The organism is Geodermatophilus sp. URMC 63, from assembly GCF_053502565.1.
Map to the genome: position 1 here is coordinate 3385261 of NZ_CP199956.1, position 18614 is coordinate 3403874.

Annotated in this window: 15 protein-coding genes and 1 pseudogene; 4 read left to right on the forward strand and 12 right to left on the reverse strand. The window is 73.8% G+C overall.

The features are described from left to right. Positions 1-51: 51 nt before the first annotated feature. The 5 genes from ACWIZO_RS16635 to ACWIZO_RS16655 are packed head-to-tail and all read right to left on the reverse strand — an operon-like array spanning position 52 to position 4912. Positions 52-954, reverse strand: a complete 903-nt coding sequence (locus ACWIZO_RS16635; RefSeq protein WP_448638757.1) for a glycosyltransferase family 2 protein — start codon at positions 952-954, stop codon at positions 52-54. Continuing rightward, on the reverse strand, positions 951-1829 hold the full coding sequence (locus ACWIZO_RS16640; protein ID WP_448638758.1) for a glycosyltransferase family 2 protein: 879 nt from the start codon (positions 1827-1829) through the stop codon (positions 951-953). The genes ACWIZO_RS16635 and ACWIZO_RS16640 overlap by 4 nt, the downstream gene beginning before the upstream one ends. Continuing rightward, entirely contained in the window at positions 1826-2863 is a 1038-nt protein-coding gene (locus ACWIZO_RS16645; RefSeq protein ID WP_448638759.1) for a prenyltransferase, read from the reverse strand. Before ACWIZO_RS16645 ends, ACWIZO_RS16640 begins: the two co-directional genes overlap by 4 nt. Before the next feature lie 37 nt (positions 2864-2900). After that, positions 2901-3665 (reverse strand): class I SAM-dependent methyltransferase, encoded by a 765-nt coding sequence (locus tag ACWIZO_RS16650; protein ID WP_448638760.1) that lies wholly within the window; start codon positions 3663-3665, stop codon positions 2901-2903. Next, the gene (locus tag ACWIZO_RS16655; protein ID WP_448638761.1) at positions 3659-4912 is read right to left on the reverse strand and encodes a glycosyltransferase family 4 protein; all 1254 of its coding nucleotides are present in this window, start codon (positions 4910-4912) and stop codon (positions 3659-3661) included. The genes ACWIZO_RS16650 and ACWIZO_RS16655 overlap by 7 nt, the downstream gene beginning before the upstream one ends. A gap of 62 nt (positions 4913-4974) precedes the next feature. Between ACWIZO_RS16655 and ACWIZO_RS16660 the strand changes: the two genes are divergently transcribed. The 4 genes and pseudogenes from ACWIZO_RS16660 to ACWIZO_RS16675 all read left to right on the forward strand — a co-directional run. Then, positions 4975-5268 (forward strand): Dabb family protein, encoded by a 294-nt coding sequence (locus tag ACWIZO_RS16660; protein ID WP_448638762.1) that lies wholly within the window; start codon positions 4975-4977, stop codon positions 5266-5268. Between the two features lie 55 nt (positions 5269-5323). Beyond that, complete coding sequence (locus tag ACWIZO_RS16665; protein ID WP_448638763.1) at positions 5324-6103, forward strand: hypothetical protein; 780 nt, start codon at positions 5324-5326, stop codon at positions 6101-6103. 124 nt (positions 6104-6227) lie between these two features. Continuing rightward, positions 6228-7325 carry a DUF4192 domain-containing protein gene (locus ACWIZO_RS16670; RefSeq protein WP_448638764.1) on the forward strand — a complete coding sequence of 366 codons (1098 nt, stop codon included), beginning with the start codon at positions 6228-6230 and terminating at the stop codon, positions 7323-7325. A 413-nt stretch (positions 7326-7738) separates the two neighbouring features. Further along, positions 7739-8008, forward strand: a pseudogene (locus tag ACWIZO_RS16675) (hypothetical protein); the annotation flags it as partial. Between the two features lie 98 nt (positions 8009-8106). On the opposite strand, the gene ACWIZO_RS16680 reads toward ACWIZO_RS16675, so the two are convergent. The 7 genes from ACWIZO_RS16680 to ACWIZO_RS16710 all read right to left on the reverse strand — a co-directional run bounded on the left by ACWIZO_RS16680 (position 8107) and on the right by ACWIZO_RS16710 (position 18471). Next, positions 8107-8841, reverse strand: a complete 735-nt coding sequence (locus tag ACWIZO_RS16680) for a 4'-phosphopantetheinyl transferase family protein (protein ID WP_448638765.1) — start codon at positions 8839-8841, stop codon at positions 8107-8109. A 78-nt stretch (positions 8842-8919) separates the two neighbouring features. After that, positions 8920-9948 carry a 2,3-diaminopropionate biosynthesis protein SbnB gene (gene sbnB, locus ACWIZO_RS16685; protein WP_448638766.1) on the reverse strand — a complete coding sequence of 343 codons (1029 nt, stop codon included), beginning with the start codon at positions 9946-9948 and terminating at the stop codon, positions 8920-8922. Then, positions 9945-10916, reverse strand: coding sequence for a TauD/TfdA family dioxygenase (locus tag ACWIZO_RS16690; protein ID WP_448638767.1), 972 nt, complete (start codon positions 10914-10916; stop codon positions 9945-9947). The genes sbnB and ACWIZO_RS16690 overlap by 4 nt, the downstream gene beginning before the upstream one ends. Before the next feature lie 29 nt (positions 10917-10945). Further along, positions 10946-13369 (reverse strand): non-ribosomal peptide synthetase, encoded by a 2424-nt coding sequence (locus tag ACWIZO_RS16695; RefSeq protein WP_448638768.1) that lies wholly within the window; start codon positions 13367-13369, stop codon positions 10946-10948. A gap of 104 nt (positions 13370-13473) precedes the next feature. Then, complete coding sequence (locus tag ACWIZO_RS16700; protein ID WP_448638769.1) at positions 13474-16188, reverse strand: Pls/PosA family non-ribosomal peptide synthetase; 2715 nt, start codon at positions 16186-16188, stop codon at positions 13474-13476. Positions 16189-16265: 77 nt separating this feature from the next. Then, a complete protein-coding gene (sbnA, locus tag ACWIZO_RS16705; RefSeq protein ID WP_448638770.1) occupies positions 16266-17303 on the reverse strand; it encodes a 2,3-diaminopropionate biosynthesis protein SbnA in 1038 nt (345 codons plus the stop codon). 835 nt (positions 17304-18138) lie between these two features. Further along, entirely contained in the window at positions 18139-18471 is a 333-nt protein-coding gene (locus tag ACWIZO_RS16710; RefSeq protein ID WP_448638771.1) for a hypothetical protein, read from the reverse strand. Between the last annotated feature and the right edge of the window lie 143 nt (positions 18472-18614).

Here is an 18614-nt window from a genome sequence, read left to right on the forward strand (position 1 = left end):
GGCGTCCGCGCACACCCTCACCGGCGCTCCGGCCGGGTCGGGCCGGCGAGGTCAGCTCACGTAGCGGCGGGCCGTCGAGCGGCGCTGGACGGCGTCGAGGGCGGCGAAGCGGGCCTCCGCGTGGGCGGGGAGCACCCGCCGCTCGCGCGCCACCCACGGGATCCCGCGGACGGCGGCCCAGATCCCCTGCGCGGTCACCCGGTCGCGCGGCAGCGTCTGCAGCAGGTGCAGCGTGCGGCGCAGCGCCGGGCGCAGGGGACGGCGCAGCCACGTCGTCCAGAGGGTGTTGCGGATGCCGTCGCGGCGGCGCCGGTGGGAGTCGCGGGCCGTCGACGCCTGGTGGTGCACCGTGAGCGACGGCAGGTAGCACAGCTCCCACCCGGCGGCGGCGAGGTCGCCGGCCATGAGCTCCTCCTCGCCGCCCAGCCACAGCCGCTCGCAGAACCCGCCCACCTCGAGGAACGCCGCCCGCCGGACGACGCTGGCGCCGGCGAGGAAGGACCCCAGCGCCGGGCCGGGCAGCCAGTCGGCGCCGGGCACGGGGGAGTCGCGCAGCTCCGGCACGATCGGGTCCTCGCGCGCGCCGGGCTCGACGACGATCCGCGCGGTGACCACGGCCAGCCGCGGGTGCGCGTCGAGGACGTCGGCGGCGTGCCGCAGGGATCCCGGGTCCCACCACGTGTCGTCGTCGCAGAAGGCGACGTAGGGCGTGGTGAGCCGGGCGACGCCGACGTTGCGGCCGATGGCGCCCAGGTTCTCCGGGCTGGCGATGAGCTCCACGTCCGGGAACCGCTCGGCGACCGCCGCCGCCGTCCCGTCGGTGGAGCCGTTGTCCACCACCACGACGTGCGGCCGCTCGGGCAGCTCGACCAGCCGGGACAGCGCGAGCAGCGCCTCCTCCCGGCGCTGGTGGGTGATGACGACGACGGCGACCCGCGCGTCGGGGGCCGTCATCCGGCGAGCAGCCGTCGGTCGGCCAGCACGTGCGCGGGCAGCCGGCGACGGCGGCGCAGCGCGGCCGGCAGGTCGGGCAGGGCCCGCCCCAGGCCGCGGCGCTCGGGCGCGCCGGCCCGCAGCCCGGCGACGACGGTGCGGACGACGTCGCGCAGCGGGAGGCGCATCACCGCGGTGAGCACCTTCGACCGCCAGATCGCGGTGCGCCGCGCGGCCGGGTCGTGCCGGTGGGCCGAGGGGTGGTGGTGCACGGTCACCGCGTCGACGTAGGCCAGGCCCCAGCCCGCGGCGGCCAGGTCGAGGGAGAGCCGCTCCTCCTCGCCGGGGAAGCGCACCACCGGGTCGAAGCCGCCGGCGGCGAGGAACGCGTCGGTGCGCACCATCGCCCCGCAGCCGATGAAGCCGAGCAGGGCCGGCCCCGGCAGGTCCGGCGGGGTGCCGAGCGGGCTGGTGGCCAGCTCCGCGCACAGCGGGTCGAGCCGCTCCTCGGGCCCGACCAGGACGCGGGCCTGCAGCACCGCCAGCCGCGGGTGCGCGCGCATGACCTCCGCGGCGCGGGCGAGGTCGCCGGGGGCCCACCACGAGTCGTCGTCGGCGAAGGCCACGAACTCGGTGCCCGCGTGCCCGGCGCCGATGGTGCGGGCCCGGGCGCCGGCGTTGGCCTCCAGCGCCAGCACGGTGACCTCGGGCAGCGCCGCGCGGACGGCGGCGACGGTGCCGTCGGTGGAGCCGTTGTCCACCAGCACCACCGGGGCCTCGTGCCGGGGGAGGGTCGCCAGCAGGTCCTCGCGCCGGTCGCGGCTCATGACGACGACGGTCACGCCGTCCGGGGCGGGCGACCGGGTGGCGGCGGGTCCGGTGGACGTGCTGGTCACGGCTGGACCCTTCCCGGCAGGGGCGCCGCCGAACCCGGGGTGTCCACCGTGCCCGGCGCCGGCAGCGCGGACGGGTCGGCGAACAGCTCCGCGGCCGGTGTCGCCTGCGCGAGCGCGTCGACGGCCAGCACCACCGCGGCCGCCGTCCACGTCGGGCGCTCCACCGGCCAGCGGGCGTCGTCGGCGTAGACCAGGCCGGTCCAGTAGGAGCCGTCGTCGTGGCGCAGGTGCTGCATCGCCGCCACCTGCTCGCGGGCGGCGTCGTGCTGCCCGGCGACGACGAGCGCGAGCGCCAGCTCGCAGGTCTCCGCGCCGGTCACCCACGGGCGGTCGGCGACACAGCGGGCGCCCAGACCCGGGACGACGAAGCGGTCCCAGTCGGCGGCCAGCCGCACGCGCGCGGCCTCACCCGTCACCGCGCCGGCCAGCACCGGGTAGTACCAGTCCATCGAGTACCGGGACCGGTCGGCGAAGGCCCCGGGGTCGCCGCGCAGCGCCGTCCCGAGGTCGGTGACGGCCAGCTCCCAGTCCGGTTGCGCCTCCCCGGTCAGCCCGGCCAGGGCGATGCCGCAGCGCAGCGCCTGGAACAGGCTGGCGTTGCCGGTCAGCAGCGCGGTGTCGTCCGGGGTGCCGTCGGGCCGCAGCGCCCAGCTGACCGCCCCACCGGCCAGCTGCATGCGCACCACCAGGTCCAGGCCGCGGCGCACGGCCGGCCACAACTCGGTGACCAGCCGCTCGTCGCCGCTGGCCAGCCAGGAGTGCCAGGCGCCGACGGCGAGGTAGCCGGCGTGGTTGCTCTCGACCGCGCGCTGCGTCTCGGCGCCGTCGCGGTACTCCGCGGCCCAGGAGCCGTCGGGCCGCTGGCGGGCGGCCAGCCAGCGGTAGGCGGCGCCCGCGCGCTCGTGCTCGCCGCCGACGTCGAGGGCCATCGCCGCCTCGACCGAGTCCCACGGGTCCAGCTGCCCGCCGCGGAACCACGGCAGCGCCCCGTCGCGGCCCTGCTCCGCGGCGATCGCGGCCACGGTGCGGCGCACCGCGGCGCCGTCCAGGACGCCGGGCAGCTCCGGCAGCTCAGCGCGCGGCAGCGGTCTTCTCCCGCTCCGTGAGGACGCCCTGGACCGGCGGGACGGCGGGCCTGTTCGCGTAGACGACCAGGCTCTTGCCGATCAGCGGGTCGAGCAGCCGCTCGGCGGTCCGCGTCAGCCACGGCCGGTGGGTCAGGTCCCAGACCAGCAGCCGGTGGTAAGCCCGGACGACGGCGGCGTCGCGGTCGACCCCGAGGGCGCACCGGAGCCACCAGAAGGGCGCGTGCAGGGCGTGCGCGTGGTGCTGGCGGCCCGGGACCAGGCCGGCGACGGCGAGCCGCGCGCGCAGCACGTCGCCGCGGTAGATGCGGACGTGGCCGCCCTCGTTGGCGTGGTAGGCGTCCGACAGCGCCCAGCAGACCCGCTCCGGGCCGAAGCGCGGCACGGTCACCGCCACGCGCCCGCCCGGCTTGAGCACCCGGGCGATCTCGGCCATGGCGCGGGCGTCGTCGGGGATGTGCTCGAGCACCTCCGAGGCGATGACCCGGTCGACGCTGGCGTCGGGCACGGGCAGGTGCCGCAGGTCGCCGCGCACCACCTCGTGGCGGGCGCCCGCCGGGGCCTCCCCGGCCTCCGCGATCGCGCCGAGCCACTGCCGCGTCGTCGTCACCTCGGGCACGCCCCAGTCGACGGCGACGACCCGCGCGCCGCGGCGGAAGGCCTCGAAGGCGTGCCGGCCCTCGCCGCAGCCGAGGTCGAGCACGGTCATCCCGGGCCGCACGTCGAGCAGGTCGTAGTCGACCGTCAGCACGGGCGTCCCTTCCGTTCGAGGACCTGCGCGTACCAGTCCGCGGTCCGCTCGGCGGTCGAGCGCCAGGTGTAGGAGGCCAGGACGCGGCGGCGCCCGGCGCGGCCCAGCTGCTCCTGCAGGGACGGGTTCTCCAGCACCAGCCGCAGCGCCGCGGTCAGCTCGTCGACGTCGCCGGCGCGCACCCGCAGCCCCGCCTGGGTGCCCACGACCTCCGGCAGCGCGCCGGCGTCGGTGGTGACCAGCGGCGTCCCGCAGGCCATCGCCTCCACCGCCGGCAGCGAGAAGCCCTCGTAGAGCGAGGGGATGGCGGCCACCGTGGCTCGCTGCAGGAGCGCGACCAGGTCGGCCTCGGGCAGCGGGCCGGTGAACCGGACGGCGTCGCGCAGCCCCAGCCGGTCCAGCGCGGACTCCGCCGGCCCGCCCGGGCGCGCCGTGCCGACGACGGTCAGCCGCACCGGCCGCTCGGTGCGCAGCTTGGCCAGCGCCTCGAGCAGGTGCGCCAGGCCCTTGAGCGGGACGTCGGCGCTGGTGGTGACCACGATCGAGTCGCCGTCGCGCCGCTGCCCGGCGGGCGGCCGGGCGAAGACCGCGGGGTCGATGCCGACCGGGATGACCTCGACGCCGGCCGCGGGCACGTGCAGGTGGGTCTCGATGTCGCGCCGGGAGCTCTCCGACACGGTGGTGACGGCGTCCAGGCGCGGCGCGACCCGGGCCTGCATGGCGGTGAAGCCGTACCAGCGGGCGAGGGTGAGGCGGCGGCGCAGCGTGGGGGCGGCGGCCAGCTCCAGCCGCCGGTCGATGGCCACCGGGTGGTGCACGGTGGCGACGGTGGGGACGCCGGCGCGGACCAGCCGCAGCAGCCCGTAGCCGAGGCTCTGGTTGTCGTGGACGACGTCGAACTCCGACGCGCGGGGCAGGAGCTCGCGGGACGCGCGCAGGGTGAAGGTGAGCGGCTCGGGGAAGCCGGCGGTGCACATGGCCGCCCACTCCAGGACGTCGACGGCGTCGCGGAACTCCGAGGGCCGCGGCGTGCGGAACGGATCGGGCTCGCGGTAGAGGTCGAGGCCGGGCAGCCGGGTCAGCGGGACGCCGTCGTCGAGCTCGGGGTAGGGCTGGCCGCTGAACACCTCGACGGCGTGGCCGAGCGCGGCCAGCTCGCGGGAGAGCGCCCGGACGTAGACGCCCTGGCCACCGCTGTGCGGCTTGCTCCGGTACGACAGCAGGGCGATGCGCAGCCGTCGTCCCATGGGCCGGACCCTACCGACCCCATCCGGTCCGCATCCCGGGCCCGCCTGACAGGGTGGCCGGCGTGATCCGACACGTCGTCCACTTCACCTGGTCCGACAGCGCCGACGAGGCCCGCCGGGCCGAGACCCTCGCGGCGCTGCGCCGGCTGCCCGAGCAGGTGCCCGGCTCGCTGGCCTTCAGCGTCGCGCCCGACGCCGGCCTCGTCGAGGGCAACGCCCACACCATCCTCGTCGCCGACTTCCCCGACGCCGAGACCTTCCGGGGCTACGCGACCGACCCCACGCACCTGGCGGTCATCGCCGAGCACGTGCGCCCCTACCTGGCCGCCCGCAGCGCCGTCCAGTACGAGGTGTGACCCGTCCGGGCGACCGACCTGCGGTTCCTCCGGTCCCGTGGCTACCGTCCGCCCCGTGACCGCCCGCCGTCGTCCCGTCCTCGCCGCTGTCGCGGGTCTGCTCGCCGCGCCCCTGCTCGCCGCCTGCGGCGGGGGCGACGCCGAGGGGACGGCCTCGCCCGCGGCGACCCCGTCGGTGACCGGGTCGTCGGCCACCTCGTCCGCGGCGGGGTCGCCGAGCGCGGGACCGGCGTCCGCGGACGGCACCGATCTCGCTCCCGGTCTGCTGCCGGCCGAGGCCTTCGGCGCCGGGGCGCAGGTCACCCCGGTGACCGAGTCGCAGCTCGCGCAGGGTGCCGCGCTGGCCGGCGGCTCGGCCGAGGGCCTGGAGGTGTCCCCGCCGGAGTGCGCCGACGTGGTGACGGGGACCCAGCCCTCGTTCGACGAGTACGAGGACGTCGCCGCCCAGGTCGCCGTCCTCGGGACGACGACGACCGTGCAGGCGCTGGTCGCCGGTGGTCCGGCCGCCGACGCCGTGGCCGACTTCGAGCCGCCCCGGGACGGGTGCACGTCGGTGCAGGTGACCTCTCCGCAGGTCGGCACGGCCACCGTCGACTACGCGGAACTCGACGTGCCCGACCTCGGCGACGGATCGGCGGGTGCCTCCGTCACGACCACGGTCACCGGCCCCGACGGCCGGCTGCTGAGCGTCCCGGCGCTGGTCGGTGTCGTGCAGGACGGCGGGCGCGCGCTGGTGCTGGTGAGCACCGACACGCAGGGCGGCACCCCCGACCCGGCCGCCTTCACCGCCCTCCTGGAGCAGGCGTTCGACGCGCAGGCCGCCGCCCTCGACTGAGGACCTCTCTGCCCCCACCACCCCTCGACCGACGGTCCGGCCCGCGCCGTCCACAGCGGCCGGCCGGTCCACAGGCCGGCCCGACGCGCCCCGGCGGGAGGCGCCGGAGCCCAGGGTCGGTGGCGTGGACGAACCCCAGCCCCCCTCCATCCGGCTCGGCGACAGCGGTGAGGTCGCCGCGGCACTGCCCCACCTGCTCGGCTTCCACCCCGCCGAGTCCCTCGTGCTGGTCAGCCTGCGCGGGCCGGGCGGCAGCCGGGTCGGCCTGACCGCGCGAGCCGACCTGCCGCACCCCGCCGACACCGCGGCGCTGGCCCGTGCGCTGGCCGCCAGGGTCGCCACCGACGACCCGGCCGCGGTGCTCCTCGCGGTGGTGTCGGAGGCACCCGACGACGTGCCCGGGAACGCCGCGGGGCCCGCGCTCCCGGCGTTCGCCCGGGTCCCCGACGGGATCGCCGAGCTGCCCCACCGCGACCTGGTGCACGAGGTGGTGCTCGCGCTCGACGCGCTCGACGTGCCGGTCCGCGAGGCGCTGCTCGTGCGCGCCGGCCGCTGGTGGGACTACGACTGCCCCCACCCGTGCTGCGAGCCCGGGAGCGGCACCCCGCTGCCCGGGGGCGCCAGCCCGCTGGCCGCGGCGGCCGTCGCCGGCGGCGCGGTCCTCGCCGCGGACCGGGCGGCGCTCGCCGCCCGCATCGCCCCGCCGACGGAGGTCACCGGGGTCGCGGCGATGGCCGAGGCGTGCCTGCGCGCCGGGCGCGAGCACGCCGCCCGGCTGCGCACGGCGGGCCGTCCGGCCGTGGCGGAGGAGTGCGACGCCGCGGTCGCCGAGGCCGTCGCGGCCTGCCGCCCCGGCCCGGCCACCGCGAGCACCCGGCTCCCCGACGCCCGGGTGGCCCGGGTGCTCTGGGCGCTGACCCTGAGCGAGGTCCGCGACCGGGCGCTGGGGCTGGCGCTGGGGGAGGACGCCGCGGCCGCCGAGGTGCTCTGGACCGAGTGCACCCGCCGCGCGCCGGTGCCGCTCGACGGCCCGCCGGCCACGCTGCTGGCCGTCAGCGCGTGGCTGCGCGGCGACGGCGCCATGGCCAACATCGCCCTCGACCGGGCCCTGGCCGCCGACCCGGGCGCCTCGCTGCCCCGGCTGCTCGCCGAGGGCCTGGCGGCCTGCCTGCCCCCGGCCGAGCTCCGCGCGCTGATCACCGACACGCTGACCACCGGGTGAGCCGCCGCTCGGGGCTCCCCTCCGGGCCCCGCGCCGATCCCGCGAGGGGTGGGCCGCGGCCCTCCTGGAGGGGCCCGCCACGGGGGCGTACGCGCCGACTGCCGGCGAGCGAGTCCCGGTCGTCCGGCGGTTGGGGCAGCTCTTCCTCGGACTTCTACGCGCAGGAGGTCCTGTCCTCGTCCCCGATCTGACTCGGGGTACCGGCGCACCCGAGCAGGTGTCCACGCAGCTGTGTCCGAGGGGCGGCTTTGTACTTCGACCCCGGATCGCGCCACCGACGGGTCGTGGTGGCGCCGACGACGCCAGGCCCAGGCCCGGGCCGCCCACTACCGCAAAGGCAGAACGCCGGCTTCAGTCGTAGTCCTCGACGTCGCGGCCGGTGACCTCCTGGACTTTGGGTCCTACAACAGGGGGCGCAGATCTGCATTGCCGCCGCCGGTGGTGTTGATGTGCTCCCGGCTCCCGGCTCCCGGTCGACCTCCGCGCTGGGCGGCTTCGACAACTCCATCGCACATGCGCTCGGGGCGGGAGACGTGCTGGACGTCGGGGCAGGAGCCGGCCGAGTCGGTCAGTGGGTCCCCGAACACCTCCGCCCGGCGCTGGCCAATCTGTGCAACTGGGACGACGCCGCGCTGGTCGCCCTCCATAACCTCGGAGCCCTGAGCCGCGCAGCGTGCCGCTGACTCCGGACGGCTGCGACGCTGGCCACTGCTTGCAGGACTGCTGGTCACCGATACAACGCCGGTCGGTGAGGGCGGCGCGGTTGAGCTGACCTCGACGGCTACGAGGACCGCTGGCTGCGGATGGTCGGTCCGGACAGCCGCCGTCTGCTCCGACGCAGCAGCGGCCCGGCGTCCCGGTCGACGACGTCGTCCGGGGCGGGGCCCACGCCGGCCAGCGCGGCGACGACGCCGGCCGGCGCGAGCAGGTCGTGCAGCCACACCGGTTCCGAACCGTTCCGGTGCAGCACCCGCGGCGGGGTGGACGGCGGAGTGAGGACGAGCTCATCCGGCGGAACGCCGAGTCCCTGGCCGGTGGCCTTGAGCACCGCCTCCCGGCGCACCCAGGAGACGGTGAACGCCCACGGCTGCTGGGCGGCCGGCAGCCGGGCCAGGTAGTCCCGCTCGCGGCTGGGCAGCGCGCAGCCGGCCAGCTCACCGACTTCGCCGGGCGCGAAACGGCCGACCTCCTCGACGTCCACGCCGACCGGGCTGCCGGGCAGCACGGCGACGGCGACGCAGTGGCCTGAGTGGGAGACCGAGAAGTGCAGCCCCTCGGCGTCCAGCAGCCGGGGCCGGCCGTGCGGCGAGCCGCAGGCGGTGCAGGTCCGGTCGATCCGCAGCGCTGCCGGCGGCGTCCCGAGGGCCGCCCCCAGCACCAGCCGGGCGACCGCCGCGCCCGTTGTCAGCCGCTGCCGATCGGCCGGATGGGCCAGACGGTCCCGCCGGGCCAGGTCCGCGTCACCGAGCAGCGTGTCGTGTTCTGGGCGGACGTCGCCCGGGCACGCCCACCACACTTGGCACACCCCGGGCAGAGGCGCCAGGTCAGGCCCCGAACGTGGCTGGGGCGGCTGTACGTACGTTGGCACCCCGGGTCATCCGTAGCGGGACAGCTCGGTGAAGAAGTCGTCGACCACGTGCAGGTCGCCCGTCCGCGCCACCTCGTCGTGTACGAAGCGGCCGACCGCCAGGTCCAGCACGCCCAGCCCGAACGGGGAGAAGATTACGGGCCGGTCGTCGGGCACCGTCACCAGCCCGGTCATCACTTCGGCGAGCGTGCCTAGCAGGAAGTCGCGGTTGCCGGTCAGCTGCTCGACCAGGTGCGGCGAAGTGTCGGCCTTGAGGCAGTGCTCGACGTCGTCGACCAGGTTGGTCGAGGCCAGCAGCACCTCGGGTGCGAGGTCGCGCAGCGACACGTGCAGCACCACGGGACAGTGGGCAAACGCCGACACGTCGGAGACGTAGGGCTGCCCGGCGATGGTGGCGAAGACGACCAGGTCGCTGGCGCGCACCACCGCCTCGGGGCTGTCGTGCACGGTGACCCGACCGGCGGTGCCCGTGCGCTCCAGGTAGCCGCAGAAGCCGGCCGCGCTGTCGGCGGACAGGTCGTGCACGCCCACCTCGTCGAACGACCAGCCAGTGCCGGTCAGGTAGGTGTGCACGTAGCGGGCGATGAGCCCCACCCCGACGAACCCGACCCGCGCCGGGCGGCCGCGGTCGCGGGTCAGCCAGTCGGCCGCCAGTGCCGCGGACGCCGCCGTCCGGGTCGCGCTGACCACCGAGGCCTCCAGGCAGGCGAATGGGTAGCCGGTCTGGTGGTCGTTGAGGACCAGCACCGCTGAGGCCCGCGGGATCCCGGCCGCCACGTTGTCCGGGAAGCTGGAGATCCACTTGACGCCGTGCACCCGCACGTCCCCGCCGATCGAGGCCGGCAGCGCGATGATCCGGACCGAGGGCCGGTCGGGGAAGCGCAGGAAGTACGACGGCGGGTTGACCGTGTCCCCGGACGCGTGCACCAGGTAGGTCGCTTCGACCAGCTCCATGACCTGCTTCTCGTTGCCCTGCAGGGCGCGCTGCACCTGGGCGCCGGGCACCACCGCGAAGGACGGGACGGCGGCGGTCACCGGGCACCCACCGGGACCGTCGGGGAGCAGTCCGCCAGGTGCACCGGATCCGCGAGGGCGACCAGCACCTCACGGGGCCCGGTGTAGGCCTCCCGGCTGTGCGCGGTGCGCACGTTGTCGACCAGCAGCAGGTCGCCGTCCTGCCATGGTTCGCGGGCGGTGTGCCGCTCGTAGACGGAGTTGAGCAGCGCCACGACGTCCTCCCCGATCGGCTCCCCGTCGCCGTAGGCGGTGGTGAACGGCAGCCCCTCGGGGCCGTAGACGTCGACCAGGTACTCGCGCACCTCCTCGGCCAGCGTCCACTCGTTGAGGAACGCCACTTGGTTGAACCAGCAGCGCCGCCCGGTGACCGGGTGTCGGACGACGGCGCTGCGCCGCTGCCGAGTGCGCAGCCCGCCGTCGGGCTGCCACTCGACGTCGATGCCGTTGGCCCGGCAGTAGGCCTCCACCGTGCCGCGGTCGTCGGTGCCGAAGGCCTCGGGCCAGGGGGCGCCGATCTCGTCGTTGTAGCTGCGCAGCAGCAGCCATCCCTCGCGCTCGAAGCGCGCCACGAGGTCGACCGGGAGCGCGTCGAGCACGGTGGGCGCGTCGGCCACCGCGGTCGCGCCGCCCTCGGCCGGCGCGGTCAGGCAGGCGAACAGCAGCAGGCCGGGGAACTCCAGCGCGTAGCTGAGCTCGTGGTGCATGCACATCGGCTGGTTGGCCGGCCAGGGCGTGGTCGAGTACAGCTTGCCGGGCTGCGGCTGCCGGGGTGCGAAGGCCTCCCGCTCGAGGACCAGCCGGTCGGTCAGCCGGCCGGCCACGGCGGCGACCGTGCCGGCGTCGGCGAGGCCCAGGCCGCGGACCAGCACCGACCCGTGGTCGACGACGGCGGCGCGCAGCGCTCCGCGGTGCTCGGCCGCCCAGGCCGAGGGGTCGCCGGGTGCGCCGACGCGCAGCACCGGGGGGCTGCCCAGGCGCAGGTCCACGTCGAGGAGGGATGCTGGGGATGAGGACGTCATATCGCACTGCCTTCCGGAGCTCGGGGGGAGGGGACGGGAGAGGGGTGGCCGCGCTCGTCGAGCAGGGCGGCGAGGTCGGCCAGGACGGGGTGCTGGAGGAGGTCGGGCAGGGAGACGGCGCGGTCCAGCGCGATCGCTAGTTTCACCGCTGACAGCGACGTCCCACCGCGGTCGAAGAAGCCGTCGGTCCGGCCGATCTGGTCGGCCGGGATGCCGAGCACCGTCGACCAGGCGGCGGCGACCCGCAGCTCGCTCGGCGTCCGCGGGGCGGCGGTGCCCTCGGCCACCGCGGCGAGTTCGCCGGCCAGCGCGGTGAGGACCTTGGTGTCGACCTTGCCGTTGGGGGTCAGCGGCAGCGTGGGCCGGCGGTGGAAGGCGCGCGGCACCATGTACGCCGGCAGTGACGCGGCCAGCCGGTCCCGCAGGACGTCGTCCGGCAGTTCGTCGCCGGTGAAGAAGGCCACCAGGTGCCTGCTGTGGTCGGGGCCCTCGGCAACCACCACCGCGTTGTTGCGCACGCCGGGCACTCGCAGCAGGGTGTTCTCCACCTCGCCGAGCTCGATCCGAAAGCCGGAGATCTTCACCTGGCTGTCCCGGCGGCCGAGGAACTCCAGTTCACCGCTGGGCAGCCAGCGGCCGGAGTCGCCGCTGCGGTACAGCCGCCGACCGGGGCGGTACGGGTCGGGCACGAAGGCCCGGCGGGTCCGCTCCGGGTCGTTGACGTAGCCGCGGCCGACGCACACGCCGGAGAAGATGATCTCGCCGGGTGCGCCCAGCGGCACCGGCACCAGGTGTTCGTCGACCACCCGCACCTCGACGTTGGCGACCGGGCGTCCCACCGGCACCCGGTCGGTCTCCGGGACCGACCGCAGGACCGCGTGGTTGGTGTCGTCGGAGGTCTCGGTCAGCCCGTAGGCGTTGACCAGCGCGATGCCCGGCTGCGCGGCGAACCAGCGCCGCACGAGTTCCTTCTTCACCGCCTCGCCGGTGACCGACACGCAGCGCAGGTCGGGCAGCCCGCGGGGGTGCACCTCCAGGTAGGTGAGCACGACCTCGAGGTAGGAGGGGACCAGCTGCACCACGGCGACGTGCTCGTCGACCAGCCGGTCGACGAAGCGCTCCACATCGAGGACGACGTCCTGCGGCACGAGCACCGTCCGCCCACCGACCACCAGCGCCGACACCAGCTGCCACAGCGAGATGTCGAAGCACTGCGGGGCGACCTGCGCGACCACCCGGCCCTCGGCGACGCCGAGGTCGTCGATCTTGGCCAGGACGTGGTTGAGCATCCCCGCGTGCTCGCACATCGCGCCCTTGGGCTCACCGGTCGACCCGGAGGTGAAGTAGAGGTAGGCGAGCTGCCCGGGGCCGACCGCGACGCCGGGGCTGGTGGCGGAGTGCCCCTCGTCGGCGGCGTCGCCGACGTGCAGCGCCCGCACGCCGGGCAGCCCGGTCAGGGCCGCGTCGAGCGAGGTGGTGCTGCCCGGCTCGGTGAGCGCCAGCCGGCAGCCGGCGCGGGTCAGCACGGTGGCGATCCGGTCGGCGGGGAAGTGCGGCTCGACGGGCAGGTAGGCGCCACCGGCCTTGAACACCGCGAGGACGGCGGTCAGCCAGTCCAGGTCGCGTTCGGTGACCACGGCGACGACGTCCTCCGGCGCGAGCCCGCGGGCCAGCAGCGCCCTGGCCACCCGGTTGGCGCGGGCGTCTAGCTCGCCGTAGCTGATCCGGGCGTTCCCGTGCACGGCGGCGACGTCGTCCGGGCGGCGGCGGGCCTGCTCCTCCATCAGTTCGTGCACCCGGCGGTCCGGCAACTCGCGGCGGGGTCCGGCCAGCCCCTCGAGCTGGAACTCAAGTTCCTCGGCAGAGAGCAGGCTCTGCCGTGCGGGGTCGGCGCCGGGGGCAGCGGTCATGAGTCGGAGCGCGGTGAGGTGGTAGTCGCCGATCCGCTGGGCGGTCGCGGCGTCCACGGCGTCAGTTCGGTACCGCAGCCGCAGTCCGAGGGAGTCGCCGTGCGGGACGGCGCTGACGGAAAGGACGGCGGCATCGGGCAGGTCGCCACCGACGCCGTCCGGGTCCACCGCGGCCTCGGACGACGCGTCGGTCAGGCCTGGCTCCCGGCGCAGGGCCTCGACGAGAACGTCTCGGTGCGCCAGCAGCTCCGCCCGGGCGTGCGCGGCCTCCCGCACGAGCTCGCGCCAAGAGCCGGAGCCGGTGTTCAGCCGGCACGGCAGCGTCCGGTCGTCCGGACCGGCCACATAGCCGGTCAGCACCTCGCGGTCGCCGGACAGCGCCATGAGTACCCGGGCGTGCGCGGCCAGCAGCACCGCGCTCGGGTGGACGGCCAGGTGGTCGGCCAGCTCCTGCACCGCCATCAGCAGCTCACTGGGTACCGGTGCCTCGTGCTCCGCCACCCCTGGCACTGGGTTGAGTGTCCACCGTGGGAGCGTGGTCTGTCCGGCGGCCGTGAGCACCTTCCGCCAGAACGTGCGGCCGGCGTCCGGCGCCGTGACCGTGTCCACCTCGTTCACCGGGTCGCCGCCTGGTGGCGCTGGCGGGCGCGGTGTCGGCCGGCCCTCCGCCGTGGCGGGACGGCCTCGTGCCGACCGTCGGAGAGGGCGTCCTCGGGGAACACGTCCATGAGCTCCTCCATGGTGTCGCGGGTGCGCCCGGTCGGGCCGTGGTCGTGGGGGGCGTCGTCCGAGGCGGGGGCCGACGCGGGCAGGCCGGTGGGCAGTTCGTCATCCCGCAGCTCTTGCGCCGGGTTGCCGCCCCAGTGTTCGCCCGGCAGGATCTCCGAGCCCTTCATGAGGAAGGCGTCGGGACCGAGCATCGCGCCATCGCCGATGGTCACGCCGTAGTGCACCCAGGCGCCGACCCCGAGGGTGACGCCGGCGCCGAGCGCGATGTAGTCGGACTTGAAGCCGCCGTCCTCCTGCGAGTGGCCTTGGATCGAGGTCCCAGCGTTGATGGTGCAGTCGTCCCCGATGGTGACCAGCGTCCGCTCAGGGATGGCGGCGCCGTCGTCGAACACCCGGCGGCCGAGCCGGACACCCAGCAGCCGCCAGATGACGTTCTTGAACGGCGTGCCGTTGTAGAAGTTCGGCTGCGTGTCGGCCATCAGCTTCCAGTAGCGCTCGTGCCACCAGAAGTACGGGTCGTAGATCGAGCACTGCTGCGGGGTCAGCGGCCGGAAACCGGTGAAGGCGCGCTCGGTCAGCGTGGTGTAGACGGTGACGAACAGGACGTCGACCACCATGGACACCGCGACCGCGATCGCGCCGTAGCGGTCGCTGAGGTCGAGACCGGCCGTGGTGATCACGGTCACGGCGAAGACGTCGACCCAGCGGAGCAGCAGGAACAAGCCCATGGTGACGAGGTTGTGCCGGTTCTTGGCGGACAGCCGGCGGGACAGCTCACCCGGGGCCTGGAGGTGGGCGTCGATCGTGGCGTCGCGGAAGACGGTGCGCGGGATCTTGAAGGCAGGCGAGCCCAGCAGCCCGACGCCCTCCCGGAGCTCCCCGTCGATCGGGACCATCACCTTCGTCGCGAGCAGGACGTCGTCCCCGATCCTGGCCTCCGCGGGATAGGCGATTGCGTTCCCGAGGAAGCTGTGTGCGCCGATCGAGGCCCGGGACACCCTGAAGGACGTGCTGGAGAAGTCGGCGTTCGAGACAGACAGCCCGTCAGCGACCATCGTGCCGCTGCCGACCGAGGTCAGGTACGGGGTGTCGTGTTTCACCGCCTCACCGAAGTTCGACCCGGTCTGCTCCACCTGCCCGAGGTCGTACCCCAGGGCCTTGAGGTAGTGGACGACGTAGGAGCTGTTGCCGGTGAGCCTCAGCAACGGCTTGGCGTTCGTCGCCTTCGTGATCGTCCGCTGTACGGAGTAGTGAAAGCCGTACAGGGGATAGACCTGGCCCGGTGTGATGAACACGCTCAGCAGCCGGGGGGCGGTCGTGACGAACAGGAAGCCGACGACGTAGGTGCCGAAGTAGAGAATCAGTGAGCCGACCAGCGCGTTGAGGTAGAACATCGCACTGGTCAAGGCCAGTGGGCCGGCGTCGAGCAGCTCGCCGAGGCCGGGGAACGCGAGGGCCAGGAGGGCCAGGCCGCCAATCGCCAGCGGCAGGTTGACCAGCAGCACCGTGACCAGCTTGAGCAGGGTGTAGGCCACGGTGCGGCGGGTGCTGCAGACCCGAGGCGGGATCAGCCGGTAGTCGACGTCGGCCCGCCGGGCCGGCGCTCCGTGCCAGCTCTCACCCGCGGGCACCGCCTGACCGGCGTGCAGCGACGACCGGTGGCCGAGCTGGGCGCCGTCCCCCATCGACGTCTCGATGTCGATGACCGAGGCCTCGCCGACGACCACGTCCCTGCCGAGGGTGATCCGGCCGATCTGGATCTGGCCGGCGTAGGCTCGGTAGCCGCTGATCAGGACGTCCTTCCGGATCACCGTCCCGTCGCCGATGGTCAGCAGGTCGGTGGCCACCGGCACCTGCCGGACGAAGATCGCGACGTCCCGGCCGACCTTCGCGCCCAGCGCCCTCAGGTACCAGACATACAGGGGCGTGCCGCTGAAGAACAGCAACATCGGATTCCGCTGGATCAGCGTCTTGACGATCCAGAAGCGGACGTACGCGAGGCTCCAGACCGGGAACTGCTGCGGCTTCCACCGCCCGATCAGCGCCCACTTCACCAGGATGGGCAAGATGGTCAGCCCGACGAAGGCCGCACCGCCGACGACGACCGACCGCGCGTAGAGGTCGACGATCCCCCCGCCGTCGGAGATCCAGCCGTAGCCGGCCACGCTGACAACCGCGGCGAGGAAGCAGTAGCCGAAGAAGAACAGCGCCTGCAGGGTTCCGCAGAGGAGGTATTGCGCCGTGTCGGCGGGGGCAGGTGACGGTGCCGCGGCCGGCACCGGGACCGACTGCTCGGTCGCGGCAGGCATGTCGGCGCTGAAGGCGGCGGCCAGGCTGTGGATCGTCGGGTGCTGGTAGACGTCTTTCATCGAGACCGTGGGGAGGTCTGCCTGCTTGCGCACGCGGGCGCAGAAGCGCGCCATGCTCATGGAGTCCGCGCCCAAGTCGTTGAAGACGTGGGCATCGACCGGGACCTGCTCGACCTGCAGGACGTCGGCCAGCACCGCGGCCAGGACGGCCTGGGTCTGCAGGGCCTGCTGATCATGAACGGCCGCGGCCGCTGTCGGAGCAGCCGTCAGGACCTCGATCGAGTACCCCACGTCATGGACTCCTAGATCGCGTAGACGAAGATCTGTGCACGTGCTGGGGGGTGTGTGTCGTCCCCTGCGCCTCCGCCTCAGCGCAGGTCGGACGAGACGGACGATCGGTACGCGGGTGACCGTGGCTCGAGCACGGCCAGCTTCGCCTCGGCTCCCATGTCGGGAGGGAGTGCGTCCCTGCCGTAGAGGCCCTCGACCCAGTTGAACTGGTAGAGGGTGTCGAGATAGCGCTCACCGAGGTCCGGGGCGATGGTCACCGCGGTGACGTCCCGCCCGTCGTGCCGGGTCAGCCAGTTCATGGCGCCGCTGACCACCGTGCCGGTGGAGCCGCCGAACAGAAACCCGCGGCGAGCCATCCGGTGGCAGGCTCGGATGGTGTCCACCTCCTCGACGAGGACCACATCGTCGATGAAGGACTCATCAAGCAGTTCCGGGCGGACGCCGCTGCCCAGGCCGGGGATCATCCGCCGGGCGGCCGGGCCGCCGAAGGTCACCGAGCCGACGCTGTCAACCGCGACGATCTTCACCGGCCGGTGCCAGTCCCGGAACCAGCGGGCGCAGCCCATCAGAGTCCCGGTGGTGCCGGCCCCGACGAACAACACGTCCAGCTCGGGAAAGGAGCGGGCGATGGCCGGTGCCGTCGTACGGTAGTGGGCCATCCAGGCGCGGGGGTTGTTGTACTGGTTCAGCCACACGTACCGGTCGTCGGAGGCGCACATCGCCCGGACGTAGTCCTTCCGAGCGCCGAGGAAGCCCCCCACGGGGTCGGGCTCGGTGATGATGTGCACCTGGGCGCCCAGCGCCTCCATCAGCCGCCTGCTGGAGAGGTTGCACCGAGGGTCGGTCACACAGAGGAACCGGTAGCCCTTGCTGGCCGCGATCATGCTCAGCGCCACGCCGAGGTTCCCGGAGGAAGACTCGATCAGGATCGCACCAGGCCGCACAGTCCCGTCCTGCTCAGCAGCCTCCACCATTTCCTTCGCGGTCTTGAACTTGACCGAACCGGCGAAGTTGAAGCCCTCGCACTTCAGAAAGAGCGAGTGTCTCGAGATCAGTCGGAGGTCGATGTACAAATCCTCCTCGTTGAAGGCCTGAGGATCGCATATGACTGTCATGATGGAATCCTCATCGGCAGCAGACCTCTCAGCTGCTCACTCGTACCGGCGCGGTTCGTGAGGGGACTCGCCGACGAAGTGCGACGTCGAGGACGAACAGTGCAGGGATCGCCGCCACGGCGATTGGCAGGTTCGTGCTCGGTGGTGTGGCCACGACGAGCGCGTCGATGTGCGGCAGAGCCGCGCGCCACCTGGTGGAGTTCTAGACCGACGGCAGGCCTGCACGAGCAGGCACGAGCACTCTTCGCGGTTCTCGACGACCGCGACAAACGAGACGTGGTCCATGGCATGAAGGACGTGGACGTGCCGAGACCCCCATCAGCCCACCCCCATGACAACCCGCACCCATGACATCCGCGCGGAGGCTGTGATCTGTTCTCATGAGTTGCCCCCGGGCATGAGCCACCCCCTGGCAACCGAACACGAGTCGACCCACATCGCGCAGCCGTCACCTCGCCACGATTCGGATTGTCAGGACGCGCGATGGCGCCGGAGTCATGCAGACCCATGTCCCGATGAGCACGTCGTTGCGCCTCTGGGGGCGTGAGTGCAACTCCTCTCGGACCACTCCACGAAACCGCGTGGACACCGCGAGGTAACGAGCATTCTGCGTCCGGGGGGTGGGCCTTTCCAGGCCCCCATTGATCCCTGTGCATGCATGCCCAGGTTTCTTCTCGAACGCATCTCGTTCTCCAAGCGATCCGCAATCTGTCCGCCGTCCGCACCGTGCGCCAGCGCACGGGGGTGGGCAGACTCGTGGCCGCGATGCCAAGAGTCGCGATCGCTCCGGTCCAGACGGCTAGTCGCATGAGGGACTCCGCAAGTGTCAGCCCGATCAGCTGTGATCGGGATCACTGGTATGTACGGGGCTCGGATGCCATCCGTTCACGGGCGCGGGCCAAGCACAATTTTTTTGACCGACACCGATCGACGGGCGTCCGGGCCGAGCGAGCCTGGTCGCCGCCGGTGCAGTCGGCGGAGCGGTGGCGGCGACCACCACGAGCATGACCAGCCCAGCAGCTGCCACAGCAGCGCGGATCTTGCGGTTGGCGATGAACGCCCACCGGGCCCGGTGGACGATCGCCGCGCCGACACCGATTAGCAGCAGCGCCAGCCCCAGGACGGCCAGCCCGACCAGCAGTCCGCCGCCGGTCGACCCGGCGATCACCAACAGGAATGACGGGGAGTCCGACGACCCCCAGGACAATCCTGCTTGGTGGCTGGCGAGCAGGACGAGCCATGACGTTCCCCCGTGATCAGATGCAGCTCGCGCGCTACGGGGGCTGAAAGCTACCCCTGGCCACAGGAAAA